This is a genomic window from Nostoc sp. LEGE 12454 (genome assembly GCF_056620565.1).
Window position 1 is genome coordinate 314,217 of record NZ_JBWQXL010000002.1, and the last position, 23,075, is coordinate 337,291.

Genomic DNA, 23,075 nt, shown 5'->3' on the forward strand with positions numbered 1-23,075 from the left:
GTGCTGCCCCTCTGCTTCTTCCAATGCCCTGAAAAAACTAGCTGTTTATCGCTGTCCAAACACCAGTTATCTGGTCTTGTGTATAGTTGGGCAAATAGTGAGCCAATCCGTTTTTAGCTATTTGAGCGATCGCATTTATAAAGCGATCGCAATCTTCTAATGTATTATATACAGCAAAGCTGGCTCGGATAATACTAGGAATATTACGTGTAATTCCTCTATCTACTTCCCCAGCAATCTCACAGTCTTGCTCGTCTGAAACATTCTTAAGTTTGCGAATATATTCATAAGTGCAGAAAGCCCCAGCCCGAACGCCAATGCCATATTCTTGTGCCAGAATCTCTGCTACTAAGCGTCCGTCAAATCCATCAATATCAAAGGGAATAACATGGGCTAAATTATCTCCAGGAATATGTAATTTGACTCCAGAAATCAGCCCAAGCCGTGTATATGTAAATTCAACTAGAGAGTGTTCATACTGAGCAATGCGATCGCGCCCCACTGCTTCGATAATTTCAATCGCCTTGGCAATAGCGATCGCACCCATTGCGTTTGGTGTTCCGGGGTCATGGGCCCGTTCTGTATAAAAACGCTTGATCTCTAGGTTTCTGGTGATATAAGGTAGGTTTCCACCGCCAATTTGATAAGGGTAGGAGCTATCAAAAAATTCCTTTGGCCCCAGCAAAACCCCAGTTCCATAAGGGGCATACATCTTGTGTCCAGAGAAAGCCACAAAATCTAAATGACATGGATCGTCATCTGCACGCATATCGACTCGTTCGTGCTGAATTAACTGACACACGTCAGCAAATATTTTCGCCCCATACCGATGTGCTAAAGCTGCAATTTCGTAAATTGGGGGTCTGTAACCTGTAATTGTCGAAGCACCTGTAATAGTTACTAACTTAATTTGCTCGGCTTCGGGGAGATTTTGGTGTGCTTTGAAAATATCTTCAATTTCTGCGACATTTACACTTCCATCCGGCTGGGTTCTGTACTGCACAACTTCGTCTCTAGTAACCCAAGGCAGCAGGTTAGATGAATGCTCAATATCAGAAACTAAGATTTTCCCAGGTTTTTTTGCCCAAAGTGTGGCGGCTCCATTAATTGCTTCTGTTGTATTCTTCGCAAAAATTACATAGTTGTCTGAAGATGACCCAACAAAATCCCGAATGATGTTTCGGCTGGCGTCATATTCTCGTGTAGTGATGATGGATTTTTGCCCAGAACCTCGATGTACGCTGCCATAGGTGTCAAGCATTTCGTCCACGTACTGCTTGAGGGTTGCAAAGGGTGTGGTTGTAGCTCCATTATCCAAGTTAACGTACTTGACATAGTTTCCGTTAAGAGTTTTCACCTTGAAAGATAGAGACTCATCTGTAAATAACGGTCTGATTTCTTTGTCCCAAAAGCTGTCACAATTTTCTACAAACAGCGGTAACTTAGCAGTTTCTTGCTTGATATTTGCGCCCATTGCAAGTATATCAGTCATCTTTAGCACCCCAATTTTAAATTTTGATTTTTTTGAAAAAGCCTAACTGCCGCAACACTTTATTTCGCGCTACAACCAGATTAATTTTTAGTAATTATGGTCTTTATAATTACTTTATTTCTAGTAGAAACCGCGGTTATTACAATTATTCTTTAATAAAATAATTAAAAATAGTATTCGTATTAATACTTAAGTTAAATATTTTTATCGTAAATTAGTATACAGTGTAAATAATGTTATTAAGTAGTAAAGTATACTTTAAAAGATTTTGTTCCAGTTATTAAAGAAACTTGACGTATTGAAGATAAGTCGATCGAAAAGCTTATAACTAATAAAACTTGCAATTCTTTACTGGCAATGTATTTATCGAGAAAAAAGCCCTCACTAAGTTGAGATTACTCTTTAAAAAAGTTTTATATTTTACTTAAACGAATTGTTACGTCTTTATTAAGACTTTATAAGTATTTACTCGTATTTAGCGGGATCTCTTAAGATTGCAGTTATAGCGAAAGCTCTTAGTTGTTTGCTGACATGAAATAGCGATCGCTTCGGATGAGAGAATTATCATTGAAGAGTAGATACTTGTACGGACATCTATATCTAAGTACTCAATCAGGCATTACAAAATGTATTTCAGGAGACAATCAAAATTTATTTCTTAAGACAGATGCGATTATAAAAAATATAGTATAATTTAGGGCAGTTTTTTCATGTAAAAAACTTCATCAGCCAGCCAATACAGTTTAATTTTTAATGTATCGGGTTTCTCCTCTCTTTTGCCTATCTTCAAAGGCGGCCAGAGTTCCCCTTCCACCTCTTCTTGACGGGGCAGAGCATCATAGTGTTATAACGGCATCAGTCTAGATACAAAATGGGGAACACCAATTGATGATTAATTGCTGGTGCTTGGAGAGAGTTAAACTTAGCTTCTAGAGCAAACCCTGATTAGACACAGTTGATAAGCAATGCTAATGCCAGCACTGCTGAATATTTTTAAGCAGGTGAGTCAAGAGTGATGAATGAAGCTGACACCTCAAACAAGGGGGCTGTGATGGAATCCCTAAATTCTGCTAATTCGCCACAATCAGAGCAGGCGAATTGTCCCTTTTACTCAGTTGTGCCTAATGACAATATGACAGTTAAAAAACTGCCACTCCTCATGCCAGCTGAAGATACACAATTTTTACAAGATACCACCCAGCAAGACTGGGTTGCAGAGCCTGAAAGCGGCAAACAAGCACTTATTGACTCGGAATTTCAGAAACTGCTGGCATTGAACGAAGAATTAGGTGCGGCTAACAATAAATTGTATGAACAAGTGGAGCAGCTAAAAGACAACCTAGCTGAGTCAGAAAAGGTTTTGCAGTGGCAGAAAACGCGTTCTAGCGTTAGTGAGTCGATGCTCAACCAACACACTCAGGAACTAGCTGCGGCTCAAGAACAGATAAAATCTTTATTTCAACAATTAGAAACTGCTGTACAAACTGTTCAACGTCAGGAAATTTTCACTGATACTTATAAAGCACAGCTACAAATTAGCCAACAACGCCTTGCCCAGTTAGAGCGAGAATGTACGTTGCTACACACTAATAACAACGAACAATCTCAGCAGTTATTGCAATCAGAAAATGTTTGTCGGGAGTTACGTACTAGACTGATGCGACAACAACGCCAGACGCTGCAATTCAAAGCAGCTTTGGAAAAATGTCTAGATACCTCGGTTCCTAGCTATGACTCCTTAGAGGATGCTGCAAAACATCCTAAAGACATAACTAGTAGCCAAGGAAGATTTTCTAGAAAAGCTCGGTCTTTGTTTCCTAACGCCCAGCCAATTCAACCTTGGTCAGTAGAAGAAGAATCATTAAGTAACGATCTAGATAATTCTTGGGGTGAACCTTCAGCACCAATCCCATTCCAAAGAAATGAAGCCTCTGCGACACCGCCATCATCTCCTTGGAACTGGACAGTTAAGAAAGACACGCCAACACCAACACAACCCGCGCCATCTTCAAAAGTTGATGATTCTCCAGATACAACTGAAGCGGTTTCACCTTCGGGTTCATCAAATTTAGATCGGCAATTAGATAGTCTAATCCAAATGTTTTTCACCTCCCAGCCTGCATCTACATCACCACCACCTGCTGCGAAAACGGATGTTAGTGATGTTCCTATTTGGGAGACTTTAGCAACAATTTTAGAAGACGATGAGGAACTAGAAAATCCACAGGAGGAAGATTTGGAGGCAGAAATTAATCCTCCTGCAACTACCTCTACTTCTTGGACGACGGATTCTGTGCTTTCACCAGCCAATAATTTACTGCTTTCCTCTAATCCATCTCACACCGAAACGCCTGTTGGAGAAACTGAAGACTACTGGTCAGAAGTTTCACAATTGTCAGCAAGTGATTTGTCCTCAGAGTCATTAGGTGATAACACTAATGATGACAATTCACCTTCACCAGTAGTTTATCCCCAGCGTCCACCCAAGGGGCGTAAGTCATTGGCATCTGTAGAACTGCCGAATTTTCGCCCCAAGAGTTAGGAGAGACGCGATTAATCGCGTCTGTACAAGTGATTAATGCCCCATGCCCAATTCCTAATTCAGAATTCTTGCTTCTGACTTCGGAATTATGGCTTCTGGGTTGGATTTTGCTACCTGGCTGCGCGATCGCGGTTTGCCTGTGGCGATCGCATAATTAATCGCCAATAGCCACAGCCACAAGCCTGGATTCCGGGGTTCTAGCCAAGAACCTACCCGGTTTAAAAAGCGCGGGAACCACGGACTTAGTAAAGCACTAATCAGGGCATGACGACCAAAGTTGAAATAACTACCAAGCCATCGCCCTAAATCTCTAGGCCCAGCAAGTTCCCAAATCCATAAAAGCAAGGCAGGATTTTTCCTAGCTGCTTTCAGTGCTAAACGGTTAAAGGTTAACCAATCACACCGATCTTTGATAAAGTTATCTGCCACCTCTGGCGGTTCGTCTGCTAACAGCCCAAAAAAGGTATTGAGCATGGAGTTAATCCGCTGGGGTGGTAAAAATTTACCTGTGGGAACCATCATCCCTTTGGAAAATAGCCAAGTCACGGAAACGTTGCTTTGGTAGGCGCGAATTTGGTTCAAGTGGCGGAAACTCAACAAGTCATGTTTGAGGGCAGTATCCAACAGCGTTGTTAAGCGCTCTAGGTTGCGAACTAGGGAACCAAAACCGGTGAAAACGAGGGGAGATTGGAGTGATGCAGCATCGCCGATCGCAATCAATCGATCGAAGGCAACTGTGCGATCGCGACTTCCCACACTAAAATGCCCTGGTATATACCCAAATGTCGGCTTCTTCCACACTAATTTGTCCATATCGCACCTGCGATACTCTGGCAAAATTGTGAAAAAGTCCTCGTACATCTCCAGCAAGGAACCGGGATTTTCAGCATTGACTTCGTGGTAATGAAATAGATAAATCGTCAGTTCCTCATTTGCTGCGGGAAACAATTCCCAAATCAACTGCCTTCCCCGTGAAATATCCCCATGACTGTAAAGAACGTCCCCATATTGGGAATCCCATACTCCCGGCTCAAATCCGCTCTCAATTGCCGCTCCCACCGTCGGACAGACACTATCAAAGGCACGACCACCGTTTAATTGCCAAGCAATGGGTGACGCAGTTCCCATTGCATCTATTAGCAGTCGTCCACTTACTTGCTTCTCAATTTGACTGGGCAAGTGCTTGACTTGCAAAACTACCTGTGATATATCAATATCTGCACGGATAAATTCTGTTTCATCCCAAATTTCACCGCCTGCCGCTTGCAATTTTTGCCCACACATTTGGAGCCATTTTTCGGAATCCAAGCCTAAATTTAGGACTGTGGGTGTGTGGAGGACGGGCGATCGCAGTTTGGCTGGATTATTAGCATCAAAAAACTTATTGAATCCGTCTTTGTATTCCCTGGCAATGATGGTTTCTAACTCAGCGGGGGTGACTAAACCCAAGTTAACCAAGCTTTGAATCTCGTCGCGCGAAATATTCCATTCTCGGTTCATCCGCCCAAAGGGCATTCGTTCCACCAGCAAGACTTTATATCCGAGTTTTGCCATCAATGCTGCATGGATTGCACCTAATGCACCGCCAATGTAGATGATGTCGTACTGAACATGGGACATAAGAGGCAGAGGGGCAGAGGGGCAGAGGGGCAGAGGAGAAAGACTTCCTGCAACTTCCCCCTTGCTCCCCTGCTCCCCTGCTCCCCTGCTCCCCTGCTTCCCTGCTCCCCTGCTCCCCGGCGAAAACACCACTTGATGCGGCTGCTGCGGATTCCGCACCCCTTCGCGCCATCGTTTTTCCCACCAATAGGCCCGAGTTAGGTCATATTCACCGTTGGGCATTTTCTGAAAATACTTGACGGTAAGGGGGTAAGTAGAACCTAGTGCGGCAAATATTGATTGCTGGGATAAATCAATTGCTGGCGGTTCTGGGTAATGATGCGGAAAACGGCTTCTGATTTCCTTGGTCAAGCGTTGCAGAATTTGTCCTTCACTGGGAAAAGGTTGTTCTGCCCAGCGAAACACTTTCAGATAGGTAGTTCGTTGCACCGACCAGACAAATACGGAAAGTTCTGTAGGCAAGTTTTCGGAAAGACTCACTCCAGCAGGTGTAGTAGCACTGGGTATTTGAAGGCGGAAGCCTTCCGAAGTAAGCACTTTTTCTCCATTTCCAGGTTCAAAATCTGTTTGTAACCAACTACGCACAGTTTCTATTTCTGGAGTTGGAACTTCTAAATAAAGGATTTCTTTCATGTTTTCCTGACATCTCCCATCAATCTACTCACTAAGACAGATTTTCTTAAGGCAAAAAGTAGGGTAAACTCCGCCCTATTAGTTTCGTAAAGATTCAGTGAAGAAATTTTAAGAGTTTGTCAAATTTATTGTTCATTTTGTATTTCTGTAAACCCACGCCATGAATTATCCCATTCCAGATAGTCCCCAAGAAATTATTGCCCTACGACAACAGCCGATTGATGAAGAACTAGTTGCCAGTGCGATCGCTGGAGTCATTAAAATTGTCCGCGCTCAGGGTCAATCTTTGGAAGAATTAACCGCTCAGTTGTTAGCAGACGATCCACTGCTGGATCAGCAACAACGTCGCTGGTTAAGCCAATTAGTTGCCCAATCCTGGGAAAAGTTCTCCTAAAACCTTGCATAAGATGAAGTTTTGGTCGCAGCATTAGATTTCTAGGTCTGTACCTTAATGTTGGCGATTGCATTTTCGGTATAGGAGTAATAATAATGGTCAGTATGGGATTGGCAATTGGGTTGCTATTTTTGTGTTCATGGCATAGAAGCCACTAAATTAACCATATCAGCGTTTTACGTTGCTTATGCATTTTACAACGTTCTGAAACGGAAAGACCTCTGCTTTGCGCCAGAGGTCTTTTTTTGGGAGCAATCTTCATGCTGTTTGAACAACGCCCCAGCAGATAATTTTGTTGAGCGATCGCTAACTAAGTAAGTAAAAATAAATACATTTGAAAGCCTTGACAAGGAATAATCGTAGTCAGCGGCTCTAGCCATTTAAAATCTTATGCAGAGCGATAAATCGCTCACTACGAACAAAAGTTTTATTTTAGATTTAATTATGTCTACCGACTTATCCACCGACGATCGCTTTCAACCCATCAATCTTTTTGAGTACGAAAAGCTAGCAAAAGAATATCTGTCTCAAACGACTCTTGATTACTATAGCAGTGGTGCTTGGGACGAAATCACATTGCGAGATAATCGTGCTGCCTTTGAGCGAGTCAAGCTGCGACCTCGGATATTAGTCGATGTGAGCGATCGCAATCTGAGTACCTCCATTTTAGGACAACCCCTGCAACTACCTTTGTTAATTGCACCGATGGCTTTTCAATGTCTAGCCCATCCAGACGGAGAAGTTGCCACTGCCCTAGCTGCTGCATCAGCTGGTGTGGGTATGGTGTTAAGTACAATGGCAACAAAGAGCATTGAAGAAGTAGCGACTGCATGTAATCAGTTTCCAGATTCTCTGCGATGGTTCCAGCTTTACATCCATAAAGATCGGGGATTAACTCGTGCTTTGGTAGAAAAAGCCTATAAAGCAGGCTACAAAGCACTTTGTCTCACTGTGGATGCACCCGTTCTCGGACAGCGCGAGAGAGATAGACGTAATGAATTTGCCTTACCCCAAGACTTACATCTGGCTAATCTTGCTAGTATCTCAGGACTAGACATTTCTCATGAAAAAGGCGAATCTGGATTATTTACCTACTTTGCCCAACAGCTAAACCCAGCAGTCACTTGGGACGATTTGGAATGGTTGCAGTCTTTATCTCCATTACCTTTAGTCATCAAAGGAGTTTTACGCCCAGATGATGCTGTGCGGGCTGTAGAATATGGAGCCAAAGCAATTGTTGTTTCTAATCATGGTGGCAGACAACTTGATGGTGCGATCGCTTCTTTAGATGCCCTCGCTGAAATAGTAGCCGCAGTAGATGGTAAGGTAGAAGTGGTATTAGATGGCGGCATTCGTAGAGGCACAGATATTCTCAAAGCTCTGGCATTAGGAGCAAAAGCAGTACTAATCGGACGACCTATATTGTGGGGATTAGCGATAGCAGGGCAAATCGGCGTATCTCATGTCATCTCACTGTTACAAGATGAGTTAAATGTGGCAATGGCACTTAGCGGCTGTGCCAAAATGCAGGATATTGACCCTAGTTTATTGACCCTGCCACGCTTTAAGTCGGAGAACTGTTAGAAATGTAATTCCAGCAAAACTTTCAGAAATAATTTTCAGACTTGTTACAAAATCTCTTAATTAGAGTATACTAGTTAAGGTTAGATACAAGGGCGGGTGGCGGAATTGGTAGACGCACCACACTCAAAATGTGGCGGCCTTACGGTCATAGGAGTTCGATTCTCCTCCTGCCCACTACCAAGCAAGTGATAAAGAGGTTAAAAACTTATGCGCCTGAAAAGATGGGAATCTCCCCGTAAAGAAGGCAGAAATGATAAAGGTAGAGGCGGTTCTGCTAGGAAGCGTCAACTGAAAAAACAAAGGCAAATGTTACGCCAAAGACTTAAAGAAAGTAACAAGCAAGACTTTAACAAAAACGATAGACCAGGGAAAGATAAATTTATCTTTCCCTTATTTTTTGGGCTTTTATTTCAGAAAAAAGAAAATTTAGAGATTTTTCAATACAGACACTAGATTAAATCTGTAATAAATTTGGAAATTATAATAAAAAATTATTATTCATTAAAATATACTAAATTAATTCAACTTATTAAGCGCATAGTGACGTATAAAACCCGCAGATTAGGTGGTTAGCATTTTACATTTATACTTAAGCAATCAAGTAGTATATACTACTTGATATCTAGCTTTTCTCTAGGAATTTATCGCAATTATAATGCTTGGATGAACTAACCAAAAATTAATTATGAAGGAAGTATGAATTTTGTCAAGCAGTGTCTAAAATCCTTAACATAAAACAGTAAGCTAGGACACAACAGTAAATAATTCTAGTATTACCGATTAAGCCAAAAGTATACTAAAAAGGCAATTGCACCTCCACGTGTTAACTTCCAACAATTACACAAGCCTACAAAAAGTCAGGAGTCATCCAATCCAAATATTAGATCATTGGGATTGGTCTAGGTAATCTATGAATTGTTTTCTTGGATACAGGAGTTATTGATGGTGGCGAGAGTGCTTCTACCTACTAAAAAAGTTCTTGATTTTCCTATTACTGCTTTACGGTTTGACGAGCAGATACAAACAATAGTGAAGTGGACGAGTAGGCGTGAGAGTAAAACTGTATATGTAGCCAATGTACACATGCTCATTGAAGCTCATTGGAATCCAGAGTTTGCCACCGTATTGCGAAATGCAGATATAGTTACTCCTGATGGTATGCCTCTGGTGTGGATGATGCGAAAAATGGGAGCGCTTTACCAAGACCGTGTGGCAGGGATGGATATTTTTCTCGCATTGTGTCAGCTAACTCAAACACAAAATCTGAGTATTTTCTTTGTAGGTTCCCAAACAGAAATTCTGTCTAGGATGCAAGACAGGTTAGAGAAGGAATTTCCGCAGATAAAGATTGCAGCAATGGAACCTCTACCCTTTCGTCCCCTAACTGAAATTGAAGACGAAGCCTTGGTTCAAAAGATTAACTCTAGTGGTGCTAGCGCTGTTTTAGTGTCTTTGGGATGTCCCAAACAAGAAAATTGGATAGCTCAACATAAGGGCAAAATACAAGCTGTAATGATTGGACTGGGTGGAGTTTTCCCAGTTTATGCCGGAATTCATAAGCGCGCACCCCGCATAGTTCGAGACTTAGGACTTGAATGGCTGTATCGATGGATTCAAGAACCACGCCGACTATGCGGCCGCTATGCTAGGACTATTCCACTCTTTATATGGTTGGCTACTAAGCAACTACTATCATCAAGTCGGATTGCAGGGGTCTTTCTTCACGAGACTGGGGATTAAAGAAAAAGAAATAGGTTAAGACAGACTCAAAGCGGTTCATATCAAGAGAACTAGACTTTAGATGCTAAGGAAAAAATCTTCTGCCTGAAGCACGAAGATTCAAGGGTTCACCTGAAAGTGATGAAAGAAGTCAAGTGCAAGAATTCCCACCAATCACTATCCTGCTGTAAAAATTGATTATCTAAAATCAACTATTAAAGTACTTGACATTAACCCAGGAATAAATGTTATATTAACCATAGTGAAATTGTTGGGGCGTCGCCAAGTGGTAAGGCAGCGGGTTTTGGTCTCGCCATCCCTGGGTTCGAATCCTAGCGCCCCAGTTAATCTGAAGACAGGCATAACAGCCTGTCTTTTAGAGTATTTAATTGCATTTTTAAGATGTGTCTCAATGCATCTAATTCTGTAAATGCTATTTATCGGGAGATTTGAGAGCTTGATCTAGAGTCTTCCGAGCCAGTTCTGCTTTAGCTCGCGCCTCCTGGTAACGCACATTAGCTTGGGCAAAATTTTTGAGAACTTTAAAACCTTCCTTGAGTCGAGTAATTTCCTCTTCTGTCACCGACTCATCGGTAAACAGAACATCAACAGCTTTGCGAATTTCCAACGCTTCAGCTCGTGACTCTTGAACTTTCAGTTTGAGCGTGGCCAGGTTACTCAGAATCTGGACAGCTTGTGTAATCGTATCTTCACCATTAGCAGTATCAATAGTTGACTCTTTTACCTCAATTAATTGTTGAGGGCCAAATCCTTCTTCCAGTTCCGTGGGTAGCTTACCTGCATCCATCAGTTCCATTAGCTGATCCATTGCTTTATCACGGGCTTTGGCTGAATCTTTTCCAGAAACAGTAAGGATAATTTCTGGGCTTTGAGCGAGAGTGTATTGAACCATATTTGAGCAGAAAATTTGCTGATTTAACCAAGCTGAGGCAAGTAATTATATCATTTTGCGTGTCCGATCGTTTGTTGATTGTCTAGTCAATTAAAGAGTTTAAGACCGAACGTCAACACTTTGAATTTTGAATTGTTACCTCTACCCCAGCTAAGTCGCTCAAAATAAAACTTTATACTTAAGAAAAGGAATAATTTTCAATAGGAGGGGAGAGCAATGGCTCCCAGTCCCACCATCATGCAAGCTGTGGAACAACTGGGCTACCGTGTCACCGTTGGTGATGTGGCAACTCAGGCAGGATTGAACGTCGCTGAAGCTAATCAAAGCTTGTTAGCCCTGGCATCTGATGCTGGCGGACATTTACAGGTAGCGGATTCAGGTGATATAGTTTTCCTTTTTCCACAAAATTTTCGAGCAATTTTGCGTAATAAATACTTCCGGCTACGATTGCAGGAATGGTGGAAAAAAGTCTGGAGTGTTCTGTTTTACCTGATTCGCATTTCTTTTGGAATTTTCTTAACTGTTTCCATCGCTCTGATAACTGTTACCATCTTCATTATCATTACCTCTATCAATTCAGACCGTGACGGCGACAATCGGGGCAGTAATTCCGGCGGTGGAGGCTTCTTCTATTTTCCAAATTTATTTTGGTATCTTAGCCCAAATTATGACACCCACTACCAAGAACGGCGACGTGAAAGCCGGGAAGAAAGCAATCTGAATTTCTTTGAAGCTGTGTTTTCGTTTTTATTTGGCGATGGTAATCCTAATGCCAACTTAGAAGAACGTCGCTGGCAAGAAATTGCTACGGTGATTCGGAGTAACCGTGGTGCAGTTGTAGCAGAACAAATTGCCCCATATTTGGATGACATTGGCGAGGGATACACAAGAGAGTACGAAGATTATATGCTGCCCGTTCTGACGCGGTTTAATGGGCAACCAGGGGTAAGTCCAGAAGGTCAAATTGTTTATTACTTCCCAGAATTGCAGGTGAGTGCAGTTAAAAAGCGCCGTCATGCAATATCAGATCGTTTAGAGGAATTTCCTTGGCGTTTTAGCGCGGCAAGTTCCGGGCAAATTATGCTGAGTGCTGGGTTAGGAATACTAAATTTTGTTGGTGCTTTAGTACTGGGAAGTTTATTGAGAGATGGAACTGTTGCTGTCCAGTTAGGTGGACTAGTAGCTTTTGTACAAGGAATTTATTGGCTGCTATTGGCTTACGGAGCAGGTTTTTTAGGCATACCGTTATTGCGTTATTTCTGGATTCAGTGGCGTAATCGCAAAATAGGCGATCGCGGTTGCGATCGCCTTTCCAGAGCAAGATTATTGGCAAGTCCTGATGCACTTTTGCAACAAAAAATCAACTATGCTCAACAATTTGCAACAGAAAAAGTCATTGGCAATGAAGATTTAGTGTATTCTAGCGAAACTGATTTACTCGACCAAGAAGTTGAACGTTCTGCAAAAATTGATGCTGAATGGCAACGGCGCTTAGAACGTGGGAGTGGGGAATAGGGAGCAGGGGAGCAGAGGGGATAAAACAGAAAATGGATTAACCTCACTGTTGCGCTAGCTTCCCGTAGGGTACGAAGAACCACTTATTAAAAAGTGGATGGACTCAGCCCCATGTTCCGCTCTGATTCACGGCAGCAGATAAGAGGTCTTTCCCCTCTGCCCCTCTGCCCCTCTGCCCCTCTGCCCCTCTGCCTTTTGTGCCCAATCCCTGATTACTTCGCCTGAATTGGTGTTAGAGCTACACCTTGATAATAATGTCCCAAAATTTGCAGGTGGTTCACTCCTTGGCGAGCCAGATTGTACGCCCCCCACTGACTCATACCTAAAGCATGACCGTAGCCAAGCCCTTGCAGTACAAAACTCCCATCGGCCCCCTTGGTGACGCTAAATTTGGTACTTTTTAACTTGAGGGCTGTTCGCACTTCCTCACCCTGTAGTACCTTCGTGCCCCTATTGCCGACAATTTTTAAAACTTTAACACTGCGGAAAGGTGAGTATGTCTCTGGAATCATCGCCGTCACACTGCCCACCTCTGGAAATTTAGCGCTAATTTCACTGGGTGAGAAGGTTTTCACCCAATTACACTCGCGGATATTTTGATCGTAGTCTTGAACAGCACGTAGGTAAGGGAGAGTATTTCCCCAAACATCTTCTACGTTTTCAGTGTGTCCTCCAGAACAAGCATGGAAGACTGAGAGAATAATCCGGTTTTTGTAAGTTAGTACCTGCCCTAGAGTAGAATCTACTGCGGCGTAAGTAGCAGGAGATTCACTGATGACACCTTTGTAAATTTGCCAGCGATCAGGGGTATTGCCTAAATCGTAAACGGGATTATTCCGTTGTTTTTCTCGTTCGTAGAGGGCATAAGTGCGGGCTGCGATCGCTTGGGCTTTTAAAGCTTCTTGGGGCCAGCTAGCATCCATTTCCCCACCAAGAACGCTGTAGAGATATTCTTGATCGTCAACCCAGTTAACAGCGGTTAAGCCTTTTTCTGTGGGGACAACCAGAGTTCTGCCTCGATACCAGCGATCGCCAATATAAACAAATCCTTTACCAGTTGGCTCAATCCAAAATAAACCAGACTGCCACTTATCTAAAGCAACTCCGCCAGGAACTGCTTGGGCATAATATGCACTCATTGCTGGCAACTGTCCAAGAGTCCGGCCAGTACTATCCTTAACGATGCCAGTGGTGGAACTACCCACTTTTACCTGATTAACGCCCCTCTCAATTGCCACGCGTAAAATTACAGACGCTTGGGCTGGGGCAACCAAAGCTATCCACAAAAAGATACTAACCCACCAATAACGTACTTTAATCTGAGAAAATAAAGAGCCTAAGTAAAGTTGGAATTTCATACCGATCATCTAATCACACTAGTATCTAATTGACGCTCTGGATTATGGCGTCTACTACTTTAAGATGAGACAGTTCTCCAACGCGGGAGGTTGCCACCTCCTACTAATTATGCATTTTGCTTTAACTATAAGGTAGAAAAAGGTAGAAATCAGAAAGCGGGGAAAGTGAATCGTCCAAATCTGACTGCTGTGGAAGAGAAAGTTTTATTCTTCGATTTACGATGCCAATACCTTTTGAGAATTGTTCGCTTCATTAGCGATAATTCCAATTAAATTCAACTTACTCAATATTTCTGTTGCTTGAGTCAGTTCAGTTCGAGTCACTTTCCCCATACGCTCTACCATTACAATAGCACTGCAAAAAGATGCCACAATCCTGGCATCAACCGTGCCTAAAATAGATGGAGCATCTATTAGTACTAGGTCATAACTTTGCTCAAATAGCTCTATTAGTTCTTTCATCCGTTGAGAACTGAGCAACTTCACTGTGTCTTCTGGTTCTGGCCCAGCAGTCAAAATATCAATGGAGGGGTGAATCGGCTGGATGTAATCTTGAAAATGAGTAGTTGTCTCATCAACTAATAACAGAGAGAGTCCCCAATCATTGGAGAGTTCCAAGATTTTGTGCAGGCTAGGATTATGTAGGTTAGCATCAATTACTAATACCCGTCTATGCATCCGGGCAGCACTAGCTACAAGCCCTAATACTAACGTTGTCTTTCCTTCCCCTGGTAGTGCTGAAGTAAACATCAGAGACTTGAATGGTAAGGGATATTTTAATATTTGAATATTTTGGTAGATCATGTCCAAAGTTTCATGGACGGGCAATTTATTACTGGCTTCTATTACAGAAGAATCTGAGCTTCCTCGAACATTCCAAGGCAGGCCAAGCCGCCGTTTTTTGACACCATGTGACGGTAGTTTTGGTACCGATCCTAATACACGTAGGTTAGTCAGTTTCTTTAAATCTCCGGCAGAATAAATAGCGTCATTAAACTTTTCCAAAATCAGAGCTGCTAAAATACCTAAAATCGGCCCAATTACTGCTCCTCCAACCAAAAGTAATAATCTGTTGTTACCCATATAAATAGCGGGAGAAGGTTCTGCCAAAACTTGCCAGTTATATCCTTCCTGAGCAATTTTCAGTCCTAATGACTGTTGCGCCTGAATTAGTTGTTCAAGGTTTTTGCGACTAGTTTTTACCTTTGGCAGCAGACGATTATACTCTGCTATTAAGCTTGGGTATTTGTTTAGTTCAGACCGTAGTTGCTGTTCTGATTCGACTAGATTTTTTTCATTCGCAGTTAGTCCTAAAACACTTGTCTGTACCAAAACAAACTCATCTAAAAGCGCTGGATCGACCCCTAGCATTTGTCCTTTGAATAAGGGTTTTTCCTTGCTGCTATTACTAATAGTTTTCACCTCTTCTCGTAAGAGGGAAAGTTGACTTTGACGTTGCTGTTTTAATTTTTGTACCGATGGGTAATCATCTGTATAGCGGAGCCGCTCCTTAGCCAATGCTAGTTCAGTCTTTTGAATTTCACTTAATAATGCTTGATAGCGGCTTGACTGATTTAAACGAGAAGAAAGTAGTGTATTCTGCTGGGACGAAGACGCTATTAGTTGCTCTAGATTATCGTAGCGAGCGTTTACATCTTGAAGGTTGGCACGAGTGGTTTGTAGTTGTTGTTGAATATCGGCTAGAGATTCTAGCAGAATTTTACTTTGGACTTCGGGATCGAGTAATTTATGTTTTTTGCGAAACTGTTCTAAGTTTTTCTCAGCTTTACTTACCTCTTTTTTGATTTCAGGTAGGCGAGTATTTACAAAAGCTAATCCCTGATTCAGACGTTCTTTTTGCTGCTGTTTGTTGTAGTTTTGATAGACTTTCTGTAGCGCTTGAAGTACTCTTTGTGCTTTTACTGGATCGTCATCATGAAAAGAAACTTTAAATGCTTGATTAAAAACTTTATTTGCTCCTATGCCTCCCGCTTCTGGAGTTACTTCTAAAGGTGCTTTTTTGTTATGGTCTTTTTGACCATTAATATCTTGTAAGGTAAGATCGGGATAATCAGAATGGAGTAAATCTACAGTTTTCTGAAGCAACTTAGAACTCAGCATGAGTTTCATCTGAGTAGTGGAATCAATAATTTGAGAATTTGAATTAGTAACCTGAGTCTTTGACTGTGACCCTTCAGATAAATTGGAATTCACCAATATCTGCATATTGCTCTGGTAAGTAGGTTTGGCATTGATAGCCAAAAGGCTAGCAACTGACATAACTACACAGGAAACCCCAAAGATCAGAAAGCGTCGGCGAAGCAAAATAGTAGATAGTTGTCTGATGTCAACTGCGCCTTGTGTTGAAGTAGTAACCTGTTGCTCTTGATTCAGACTAGTCTTAGCCACTATTAAACTCCTCTAATATCGAAACACTATATTTATTTGGAAGATTTATGAAAAATATGAAATGATTTTTTTTACACCTAATAGCTGCGATCGCATACTTAATTATTCTTCCAACAATGACAAGCTAATTTGGCACAACATTATGCCAACTGGCGCTTTCATGTTTATCAATTCATACATATAAATTCTGAATCAGTGTTAGAAGGATAAATTTTTAATAAATATTTTATTTAAGGAATAAAAATCTTGACGAAAAATTAATGATTTTTCCTAAGTATTTGAGTATAAAACTATCCAACTCACAATATTAGTAGATATATTAAAGTTATTTTGATAACTTGTAATAGAAAAAACACATTGATAAAAATATTTAAACCATACTATTTGTATATTCTTGATACATCTAGTTAACCGTAAATTGTTGGTTAAATAATTGACTTACTCGGAAAACGAAGCTACTGTTTATTTGCTTGATCTTATGATTGAGACTATTAAAATCTAAGATAGAACCTGGTTAATTTTAGATTTTAGATTAGAAGCGTTCAATAGGAAATCTAAAATCTAAAATCGTTAGACTGAGCGTAGCCGTACCCCTCCTGGGAAGCTACGCGTAGCGTTACGCAGGAAAGTCCAAAATTTAGACACCTACCTTGGTTAACTCTACTTCCCGCCGTCTGGGTACTTCATGAATCATAAAATCGTAAGCCATATCAGTACGGGGAAAAATAGCACGAGCTTCTTTGAGGAGATCCTTCAACTCTAAAGTATTTCCGGGAGCATAGCGGGGACTGAAATGACTCATAATCAGTCGATGTGCCCCAGCAGCTAAAGCTGTTTGCGCTGCCATTGTGGTTGTGGAATGCAACCGCTGAAAGGCCATATCTGCATCTTGATGGGCAAAGGTTGCTTCGTGAATTAATACATCGACATCATGAGCTAATTCCACTGCACCATCACAATAAATTGTGTCTGTACAATAGGCAATCTTTCGACCAATTTCTGTAGGTCCGCACAATTGAGTGCCATCAATCACCCGTCCATCCGTAAGGGTAACTGTTTCACCCCGCTTGAGTTGACCGTAAACCCGACCAGGAGGAATTTGCAACGCCTTGGCTTTTTCCACATCAAAGCGTCCGGCTCGGTCTTTTTCGGCTACGCGGTAGCCAAAAGCTGTAATCCGATGATGCAAATTACCGCAGCTAACGGTGAAGTCATCGTCTTCATAAATTATCCCTGGACGGATGGCGTGAACTTTGATTGGGTAAGAAAAATGCGTGTAGGAATAACGTGAGGCGGATTGAATGTAATCATTTAATCCAGGTGGGCCATAGATATCAATTCGTTCCACATTGCCAGCCAACCCGCAAGTAGCAAGAAGTCCCATCAAGCCAAAGATGTGGTCGCCGTGCATGTGGGTGATAAAAATTCGGGAGAGTTGACTGATTTTCAGTTCACTCCGCATAATTTGATGCTGAGTACCTTCGCCACAGTCGAATAACCACAGTTCTGCCCTTTGGGGTAATCTCAGAGCGACACTGGAAACATTGCGCGATCGCGTGGGTACACCGGAACTCGTCCCTAAGAATGTTATCTGCACAGTGTTCTTTAGTCTTCCTATTGCTCAATTTGCAGCTCTATTTTCTATAGTGGCATGGTTAATGAGTAAAATATTTAGGATTTTGGAGATTGGGCATGGGGCATTGGGCATAGTTAATAACCAATAGTTATTTTTCCCCTAGCTAGTACAGGCATACAAAAATTCTGTAGTGAGACTCAAGGGGCACTACAGGAGAGATTAAAATAATCAAATAATTAGAAAATTAGAAAAAAGTTGTCAGATTTCCAAATTGGTTGTTTTTTTATGTAATATTCTTTACGAGCCGATCGCGAATTATTTGGAGTTGGTCTTGAGTTTTAATTGGTTCTCGCGGTGCTGGCAATTCAGTATTCGGCCAGTTAGGTAAATCATTGCAGGGACATAACAACGCTGGCATCCCGACGTTTCGCGCGGCTACTGGCATACTGCATCGGCTGCAAGGTAGCATATTCCATGCTGGCGTCAACAATTCAGCAATAGTTTCGTATGTACCCTCAAGGTAACAATCACCCGATTCCGGTGAAATAATTTTTTGCCAGCATTCTTCAAATTCTTGACTATAGCGATCGCCATTTAGCACCGATTGGGGCAAAAAGCTTGCCTCACCGTTGCCCGTAATCACTTTCTTACCCAACTGAAACCAGTAGGCAAGGTATTTTCTAACTTCTTGTTTGGTTGCCATATTACAATTCTAGATTTTAGATTTTAGATTTTGGATTAATTTAAATCAACAGTTAAGAATCTTGACTCCTGAATGTTCCAGCATCAGCTTTATTTGGCAATGGCGAACCAAGGACGCTGAGATTGAGGACATGACCGCCAGTCACTAAATAAACAGTTTCGCTAAGTGTACTTAGCTGGCGTACTAAAGAACCGAGGCGATCGCGGAACGCCCTTCCAAGGGGATAAGCTGGTATCACACCCCAACCCACTTCTTCTGCTACAAACAGCATATCAGCAGCAACCAATTCCACCGTCTCTAAAAACTCTGCAAGGGTATTTTCCCAGCTAGATTCATCCTGTTCTAGGAGATTGGCAACCCAAGTCCCTAAAGAATCAACTAAGAGGCAAGTATAGGGTTTGGCATCAGCGAGGGTAGCAGACAGTTCCACAGGTACAGATAAAGTTACCCAGTCTTGAGGACGACGTTGTTGGTGTTCTAAAATGCGTTGGTGCCACTCTTGGTCATCTGGGTTATCGGTGGCTGTTGCTATATAAACAACTGCTTTTTCTGACTGCATAGCTAAAGTTTCTGCCCATTCACTTTTACCAGATCGTGCTGGCCCTGTTACTAAGATGATTTTACCCAAAGTTTTTTTACTGAGTATTTTAACAAGAGGGCAGGAGGCAGAGGGCAGGAGGCAGAAGGAATATTGCCGTCACCTCCTATGGTTATTATCGCAAGTAAGCTTGTGGTTTAAGTCCTCCAGCAAAATCTACAATTTCGTGGTCTGGAATTAGATGGGGTTGAGAGCAACAGATAAATTCCAATCTCCTGCCTCCTCTACATACCCACGGTTACAATTTATCACCACATTTTTTTACTTCATTGGTGAGATTTTTTGTTTCAAATAACTTTTAAGGGATAAAATTAGCACCAACATCATTAGATGCTACAACTGGCAAAAGTCAAAAATCCCAACTACCCCATTCTTAATTATTCAATACTACTGGGGACAGCAAACTTTAGGATGTCTTTATGAACGCAGGCTTAAAACGCATTGAAGCAACTCTACACGATTTAGGGAATCGCGGTACTGACTCTACTGCCGAAACAACTGATTCGACAACAAAACGGCCTTTCTCTTTTAGAATCAGCGTCGGAGCTAACGAACCTACAGAAAGTACACAAATTCCATCCTCTGAGGATAGGGAAGTAAAGTCACAAGGACAAACAGTTGACTTAAATGTAAATACTGAGGTTGATTATCCTTCTGACCAAAATTTCTTTCCTCACCATGAATCTGTGCAGACCTTTCAAGCAGAAGAGAATGGTAACAGAACACCCAGCCTACCCAAGTTGAAAACTCCGACCTTTAGCAGCCATCGCCACGGTGCGAATCCAGCATTAGCGATGAATCTATTGCAAGAAATTCAGGAAACTGTCGCTGGTTGGCAAACAGAATTGCAAAATATTTTGAAACAAATTCAGGATATTTACTTAGAAGGGCCAATTGTCAATGGCTGGTTAGAATCCAATCCCACCGAACCAGAACCAGGAGGAACTGCGACACTGCGCCATGCAGAAGTTGACCGTCTGATGAACTACGTAGAAGAAATTTGTGCCACTGGTGGAAAAGTATCTTATCAATCATCTATTACTGGCTATCGCCTCTGTGGTGTAGACGATACTGGTAAAGTTTGGTCGCGTCCATGTCCACCGGATCAGGTTCCCAATGTTAGTATGGCGATCGCTCGTTACCAAAAGTTACGTCAACTGTTAGGGCGCAAGCAATCTTTGGAAACCCGCCTTAGTCAACTGGCGCAAACTCTTGTAGTTTTACACAGTCATATTCAACAAACGTAAAGTTTTAAAGATTATTTCCGAAGAAACTCGGTTGGTAGGTCGGTAACTTTTGGTTTAGATTAACTCTCAGCAGTTATAGCGTTGGATTTAGATTTTTATCTAAAATCGTTCGACTGAGCGACTTGCCTTGAGCGTATCGCTAAAGCGAAAGCTCCGCTAACGCGTAGCGTCTCGTAGAGAAGTCGAAAGGAGCCGAAGTCCCAAATCTTAAATCCAAAATTCAATCTATGCCAGACATCCAAATCTCTGCCATTATCTGTACTCACAATCGAGATACCTATTTAGGGGCTGCAATTGATAGTCTTTTAGAGCAGGATTTTGCTGCTGATTTTGAAATTGTGATAGTTGATAATGGATCTAGCGATCGCACTCGTGAGGTTGTAGAACAAAGAACTCACAATCCGCGCCTGAAGTATGTTTTTGAACCCACCATTGGTTTATCTGTCGCCCGCAACACGGGTGCAAAGGTAGCCAGTGGTGATATTCTTGCTTATCTAGATGACGATGCCGTTGCCAGTAAGGGCTGGCTAGAAGTTTTATATTCTGCCTATTACAATAATCCTAAACTAGCGATCGCAGGTGGCAAAGTCACTCTCCTGTGGCCCCCAGGAATTCAACAACCACGGTGGCTATCTCCGGGACTAGCTGCAAATCTGGGTGCATACGACTTAGGTGACAGTAACATCTACATTGAGCAACCTGGCTTAACACCCAGAGGCTTAAATTACTCAATCCGCCGCAGTTTCTTAGAAGAAATTGGCGGTTTCGATCCCCATCTCGGTCGAGTGGGTAAAAATTTATTATCTAACGAAGAACTGCAAATGACCGAGTTTGCTCTACAGCGTGGTTGGCAAGTTGCTTATCTTCCCGAAGCACTCGTCGCTCACAATGTAGCCCCAGAGCGCCTCCAACGCTCCTGGTTTTTAAACCGGGGCTGGTGGCAGGGTATCAGTGAATGTTATCGAGAACAACTCGCTGGTAAAGCTGGGATCGCTCAATTACAGCGAGGTAGCGAACGGTTTGTGCGAGGCTTGTATAAGGCTTTACAGTATTTCTCCGATCCAGCAGAACGGTTTGACAAACTGGTGTATGCTTACGGTCAGATTGGTTACTTAAATGCTGCTATTCAGGGTCTTTTATCTACATCAAATAAGAAATAACCAGTAACATAATTTTTACTCAATATGTCATCTAAAATACCAGTTTCAGTACTAATTCCGGCAAAAAATGAACAAGCTAACTTGCCTGCTTGCCTTACTAGCCTCAGCAGAGCAGATGAAATATTTGTAGTAGATTCTCAAAGTACTGACAACAGCATTGAGATTGCTAAAAGTTACGGTGTAAATGTAGTACAATTCAACTTCAATGGACGCTGGCCTAAAAAGAAAAATTGGTCTTTAGATAATTTGCCTTTTCGTAATGAATGGGTGCTAATTGTAGATTGTGATGAGCGGATCACCCCTGAGCTTTGGGAAGAAATTGAGCAAGCAATTCAAAATGATGAATATACAGGTTATTATCTCAACCGCCGCGTATTTTTCTTAGGAAAATGGATTCGTTATGGCGGGAAATATCCTGATTGGAACCTACGTTTATTTCAACATAAAAAAGGTCGCTACGAAAATCTAAATACAGAAGATATTCCTAATACTGGTGATAACGAAGTTCACGAACACGTGATTTTGCAAGGGAAAGTTGGGTATCTCAAAAATGATATGCTCCACGAAGACTTCCGCGACCTTTACCACTGGTTAGAACGGCACAACCGCTATTCTAACTGGGAAGCCAGGGTTTATTTTAATATTCTTACAGGTAAAGATGATAGCGGTACTATCGGTGCTAATTTATTTGGTGATGCCGTACAACGCAAAAGATTTTTGAAAAAAGTGTGGGTACACCTACCATTTAAACCCATTTTGCGGTTTGTTTTATTTTATATAATTCAACGCGGTTTTTTAGATGGCAAAGCAGGATATATCTATGCACGTTTACTGAGTCAATATGAATATCAAATTGGCGTTAAACTTTATGAATTACGCAACTGTGGTGGTCACTTAAATACTGCAACTACGGCGAAGGAGGGAGCAGAGGAGAAGGGGAGCAGAGAAGCAGAAGCAAAGCTATTGACCATTGATTCCTGACAATGACTAATGATCAACCTTTCGTAGATTTACGCAAATATGACCAATCTTGGTTTGACCGAGGGCGTCCAAGTTGGTATGTTTTATTATGGTGGTTTGTACAAGCGATCGCCTTTCCTCTAACTCCTCAACCGTTAAATATTCTGCGTTGTGCTTTGCTACGATTATTTGGCGCTCGTATTGGCAAAGGTGTATTAATTCGACCCACAGCCCGATTCACCTACCCTTGGAAAGTCACCATTGGTAACTACAGTTGGATTGGAGATAACGTAGTTTTATATAGCCTCGATCGGATCGAGATTGGCGAACATTGCGTAGTTTCCCAAAAAAGTTATCTATGTACTGGTACTCACGATCTCCAAGATCCTGCCTTTGGGTTGAAAACAGCAAGTATCACCATTGAAAATGGTGCATGGGTAGCGGCAGATTGTTTTATTGGGCCAGGAGTGCAAATTGGGGCTAATGCTGTAATTGGCGCTCGAAGTAGTGTTTTTACTAATATGCCTTCTGGGCAGGTTTGTTGGGGAAGCCCTTGTCACCCCAAAACGGCTCGGCTAAAACTCGATCCCTCCACAACCCCATAGATTTTTATAGATAAACATAGTAAGGGCGTGCAGCTAGCTGTGCGCCC

The 23,075-nt window shown here is 42.0% G+C and carries 18 protein-coding genes and 2 tRNA genes; 12 read left to right on the forward strand and 8 right to left on the reverse strand.

Translation table 11 applies throughout. The annotated features are described in order from the left end of the window. Positions 1-37: 37 nt before the first annotated feature. Positions 38-1,492 carry an aminotransferase class V-fold PLP-dependent enzyme gene (locus AC1F2U_RS03605; RefSeq protein ID WP_480259865.1) on the reverse strand — a complete coding sequence of 485 codons (1,455 nt, stop codon included), beginning with the start codon at positions 1,490-1,492 and terminating at the stop codon, positions 38-40. A 1,015-nt stretch (positions 1,493-2,507) separates the two neighbouring features. Here AC1F2U_RS03605 and AC1F2U_RS03610 point away from each other — a divergent pair. Further along, entirely contained in the window at positions 2,508-4,034 is a 1,527-nt protein-coding gene (locus AC1F2U_RS03610; protein WP_480259866.1) for a hypothetical protein, read from the forward strand. A 54-nt stretch (positions 4,035-4,088) separates the two neighbouring features. Here AC1F2U_RS03610 and AC1F2U_RS03615 read toward each other — a convergent pair whose 3' ends face one another. Then, on the reverse strand, positions 4,089-6,287 hold the full coding sequence (locus tag AC1F2U_RS03615) for an NAD(P)/FAD-dependent oxidoreductase (RefSeq protein ID WP_480259867.1): 2,199 nt from the start codon (positions 6,285-6,287) through the stop codon (positions 4,089-4,091). Positions 6,288-6,447: 160 nt separating this feature from the next. On the opposite strand from AC1F2U_RS03615, the gene AC1F2U_RS03620 reads away from it, so the two are divergent. The 6 genes from AC1F2U_RS03620 (at position 6,448) to AC1F2U_RS03645 (ending at position 10,328) form a co-directional block, all read left to right on the forward strand. Further along, on the forward strand, positions 6,448-6,681 hold the full coding sequence (locus AC1F2U_RS03620; protein WP_094349603.1) for a hypothetical protein: 234 nt from the start codon (positions 6,448-6,450) through the stop codon (positions 6,679-6,681). A 444-nt stretch (positions 6,682-7,125) separates the two neighbouring features. Next, positions 7,126-8,265, forward strand: a complete 1,140-nt coding sequence (locus AC1F2U_RS03625) for an alpha-hydroxy acid oxidase (RefSeq protein WP_480259868.1) — start codon at positions 7,126-7,128, stop codon at positions 8,263-8,265. A 90-nt stretch (positions 8,266-8,355) separates the two neighbouring features. Further along, positions 8,356-8,439: transfer RNA gene (locus AC1F2U_RS03630), tRNA-Leu, on the forward strand. A gap of 33 nt (positions 8,440-8,472) precedes the next feature. Then, on the forward strand, positions 8,473-8,718 hold the full coding sequence (locus AC1F2U_RS03635; protein ID WP_480259869.1) for a hypothetical protein: 246 nt from the start codon (positions 8,473-8,475) through the stop codon (positions 8,716-8,718). Positions 8,719-9,207: 489 nt separating this feature from the next. After that, complete coding sequence (locus AC1F2U_RS03640; protein WP_480259870.1) at positions 9,208-10,005, forward strand: WecB/TagA/CpsF family glycosyltransferase; 798 nt, start codon at positions 9,208-9,210, stop codon at positions 10,003-10,005. A 251-nt stretch (positions 10,006-10,256) separates the two neighbouring features. Continuing rightward, a tRNA-Gln gene (locus AC1F2U_RS03645) sits at positions 10,257-10,328 on the forward strand. An 89-nt stretch (positions 10,329-10,417) separates the two neighbouring features. On the opposite strand, the gene AC1F2U_RS03650 is transcribed toward AC1F2U_RS03645, so the two are convergent. Continuing rightward, positions 10,418-10,897 (reverse strand): hypothetical protein, encoded by a 480-nt coding sequence (locus tag AC1F2U_RS03650; RefSeq protein WP_480259871.1) that lies wholly within the window; start codon positions 10,895-10,897, stop codon positions 10,418-10,420. A gap of 216 nt (positions 10,898-11,113) precedes the next feature. On the opposite strand from AC1F2U_RS03650, the gene AC1F2U_RS03655 reads away from it, so the two are divergent. Continuing rightward, on the forward strand, positions 11,114-12,412 hold the full coding sequence (locus AC1F2U_RS03655; protein ID WP_480259872.1) for a hypothetical protein: 1,299 nt from the start codon (positions 11,114-11,116) through the stop codon (positions 12,410-12,412). Between the two features lie 212 nt (positions 12,413-12,624). Here the strand turns inward: AC1F2U_RS03655 and AC1F2U_RS03660 are convergent, their stop codons facing one another. The 5 genes from AC1F2U_RS03660 to cobU all read right to left on the reverse strand — a co-directional run bounded on the left by AC1F2U_RS03660 (position 12,625) and on the right by cobU (position 19,086). Further along, positions 12,625-13,770, reverse strand: coding sequence for a SpoIID/LytB domain-containing protein (locus AC1F2U_RS03660; RefSeq protein WP_480259873.1), 1,146 nt, complete (start codon positions 13,768-13,770; stop codon positions 12,625-12,627). A 216-nt stretch (positions 13,771-13,986) separates the two neighbouring features. Beyond that, positions 13,987-16,179, reverse strand: coding sequence for a GumC family protein (locus tag AC1F2U_RS03665; RefSeq protein ID WP_480259874.1), 2,193 nt, complete (start codon positions 16,177-16,179; stop codon positions 13,987-13,989). 637 nt (positions 16,180-16,816) lie between these two features. After that, positions 16,817-17,776 carry a ribonuclease Z gene (locus tag AC1F2U_RS03670; protein ID WP_322695231.1) on the reverse strand — a complete coding sequence of 320 codons (960 nt, stop codon included), beginning with the start codon at positions 17,774-17,776 and terminating at the stop codon, positions 16,817-16,819. A gap of 262 nt (positions 17,777-18,038) precedes the next feature. Further along, positions 18,039-18,458, reverse strand: coding sequence for a hypothetical protein (locus AC1F2U_RS03675; protein ID WP_480259875.1), 420 nt, complete (start codon positions 18,456-18,458; stop codon positions 18,039-18,041). A gap of 52 nt (positions 18,459-18,510) precedes the next feature. After that, on the reverse strand, positions 18,511-19,086 hold the full coding sequence (cobU, locus tag AC1F2U_RS03680; RefSeq protein WP_480259876.1) for a bifunctional adenosylcobinamide kinase/adenosylcobinamide-phosphate guanylyltransferase: 576 nt from the start codon (positions 19,084-19,086) through the stop codon (positions 18,511-18,513). A 389-nt stretch (positions 19,087-19,475) separates the two neighbouring features. Between cobU and AC1F2U_RS03685 the strand changes: the two genes are divergently transcribed. The 4 genes from AC1F2U_RS03685 to hpsU all read left to right on the forward strand — a co-directional run bounded on the left by AC1F2U_RS03685 (position 19,476) and on the right by hpsU (position 23,028). Then, positions 19,476-20,303, forward strand: a complete 828-nt coding sequence (locus tag AC1F2U_RS03685; protein ID WP_480259877.1) for a hypothetical protein — start codon at positions 19,476-19,478, stop codon at positions 20,301-20,303. A 227-nt stretch (positions 20,304-20,530) separates the two neighbouring features. Next, positions 20,531-21,463: a glycosyltransferase family 2 protein gene (locus tag AC1F2U_RS03690; protein ID WP_480259878.1), complete on the forward strand. Its 933-nt coding sequence runs from the start codon at positions 20,531-20,533 to the stop codon at positions 21,461-21,463. Between the two features lie 24 nt (positions 21,464-21,487). Next, positions 21,488-22,444, forward strand: coding sequence for a glycosyltransferase family 2 protein (locus tag AC1F2U_RS03695; protein WP_480259879.1), 957 nt, complete (start codon positions 21,488-21,490; stop codon positions 22,442-22,444). A gap of 2 nt (positions 22,445-22,446) precedes the next feature. After that, a complete protein-coding gene (gene hpsU, locus AC1F2U_RS03700) occupies positions 22,447-23,028 on the forward strand; it encodes a hormogonium polysaccharide biosynthesis acetyltransferase HpsU (RefSeq protein ID WP_480259880.1) in 582 nt (193 codons plus the stop codon). Positions 23,029-23,075: the final 47 nt, after the last annotated feature.

Coding starts and splice junctions, on each gene's coding strand:
- AC1F2U_RS03605 (WP_480259865.1), bottom strand. CDS start 1,492: ATGACTGATATACTTGCAATGGGCGCAAATATCAAGCAAGAAACTGCT.
- AC1F2U_RS03610 (WP_480259866.1), top strand. CDS start 2,508: ATGAATGAAGCTGACACCTCAAACAAGGGGGCTGTGATGGAATCCCTA.
- AC1F2U_RS03615 (WP_480259867.1), bottom strand. CDS start 6,287: ATGAAAGAAATCCTTTATTTAGAAGTTCCAACTCCAGAAATAGAAACT.
- AC1F2U_RS03620 (WP_094349603.1), top strand. CDS start 6,448: ATGAATTATCCCATTCCAGATAGTCCCCAAGAAATTATTGCCCTACGA.
- AC1F2U_RS03625 (WP_480259868.1), top strand. CDS start 7,126: ATGTCTACCGACTTATCCACCGACGATCGCTTTCAACCCATCAATCTT.
- AC1F2U_RS03635 (WP_480259869.1), top strand. CDS start 8,473: ATGCGCCTGAAAAGATGGGAATCTCCCCGTAAAGAAGGCAGAAATGAT.
- AC1F2U_RS03640 (WP_480259870.1), top strand. CDS start 9,208: ATGGTGGCGAGAGTGCTTCTACCTACTAAAAAAGTTCTTGATTTTCCT.
- AC1F2U_RS03650 (WP_480259871.1), bottom strand. CDS start 10,897: ATGGTTCAATACACTCTCGCTCAAAGCCCAGAAATTATCCTTACTGTT.
- AC1F2U_RS03655 (WP_480259872.1), top strand. CDS start 11,114: ATGGCTCCCAGTCCCACCATCATGCAAGCTGTGGAACAACTGGGCTAC.
- AC1F2U_RS03660 (WP_480259873.1), bottom strand. CDS start 13,770: ATGAAATTCCAACTTTACTTAGGCTCTTTATTTTCTCAGATTAAAGTA.
- AC1F2U_RS03675 (WP_480259875.1), bottom strand. CDS start 18,458: ATGGCAACCAAACAAGAAGTTAGAAAATACCTTGCCTACTGGTTTCAG.
- AC1F2U_RS03685 (WP_480259877.1), top strand. CDS start 19,476: ATGAACGCAGGCTTAAAACGCATTGAAGCAACTCTACACGATTTAGGG.
- AC1F2U_RS03690 (WP_480259878.1), top strand. CDS start 20,531: ATGCCAGACATCCAAATCTCTGCCATTATCTGTACTCACAATCGAGAT.
- AC1F2U_RS03695 (WP_480259879.1), top strand. CDS start 21,488: ATGTCATCTAAAATACCAGTTTCAGTACTAATTCCGGCAAAAAATGAA.
- hpsU (WP_480259880.1), top strand. CDS start 22,447: ATGACTAATGATCAACCTTTCGTAGATTTACGCAAATATGACCAATCT.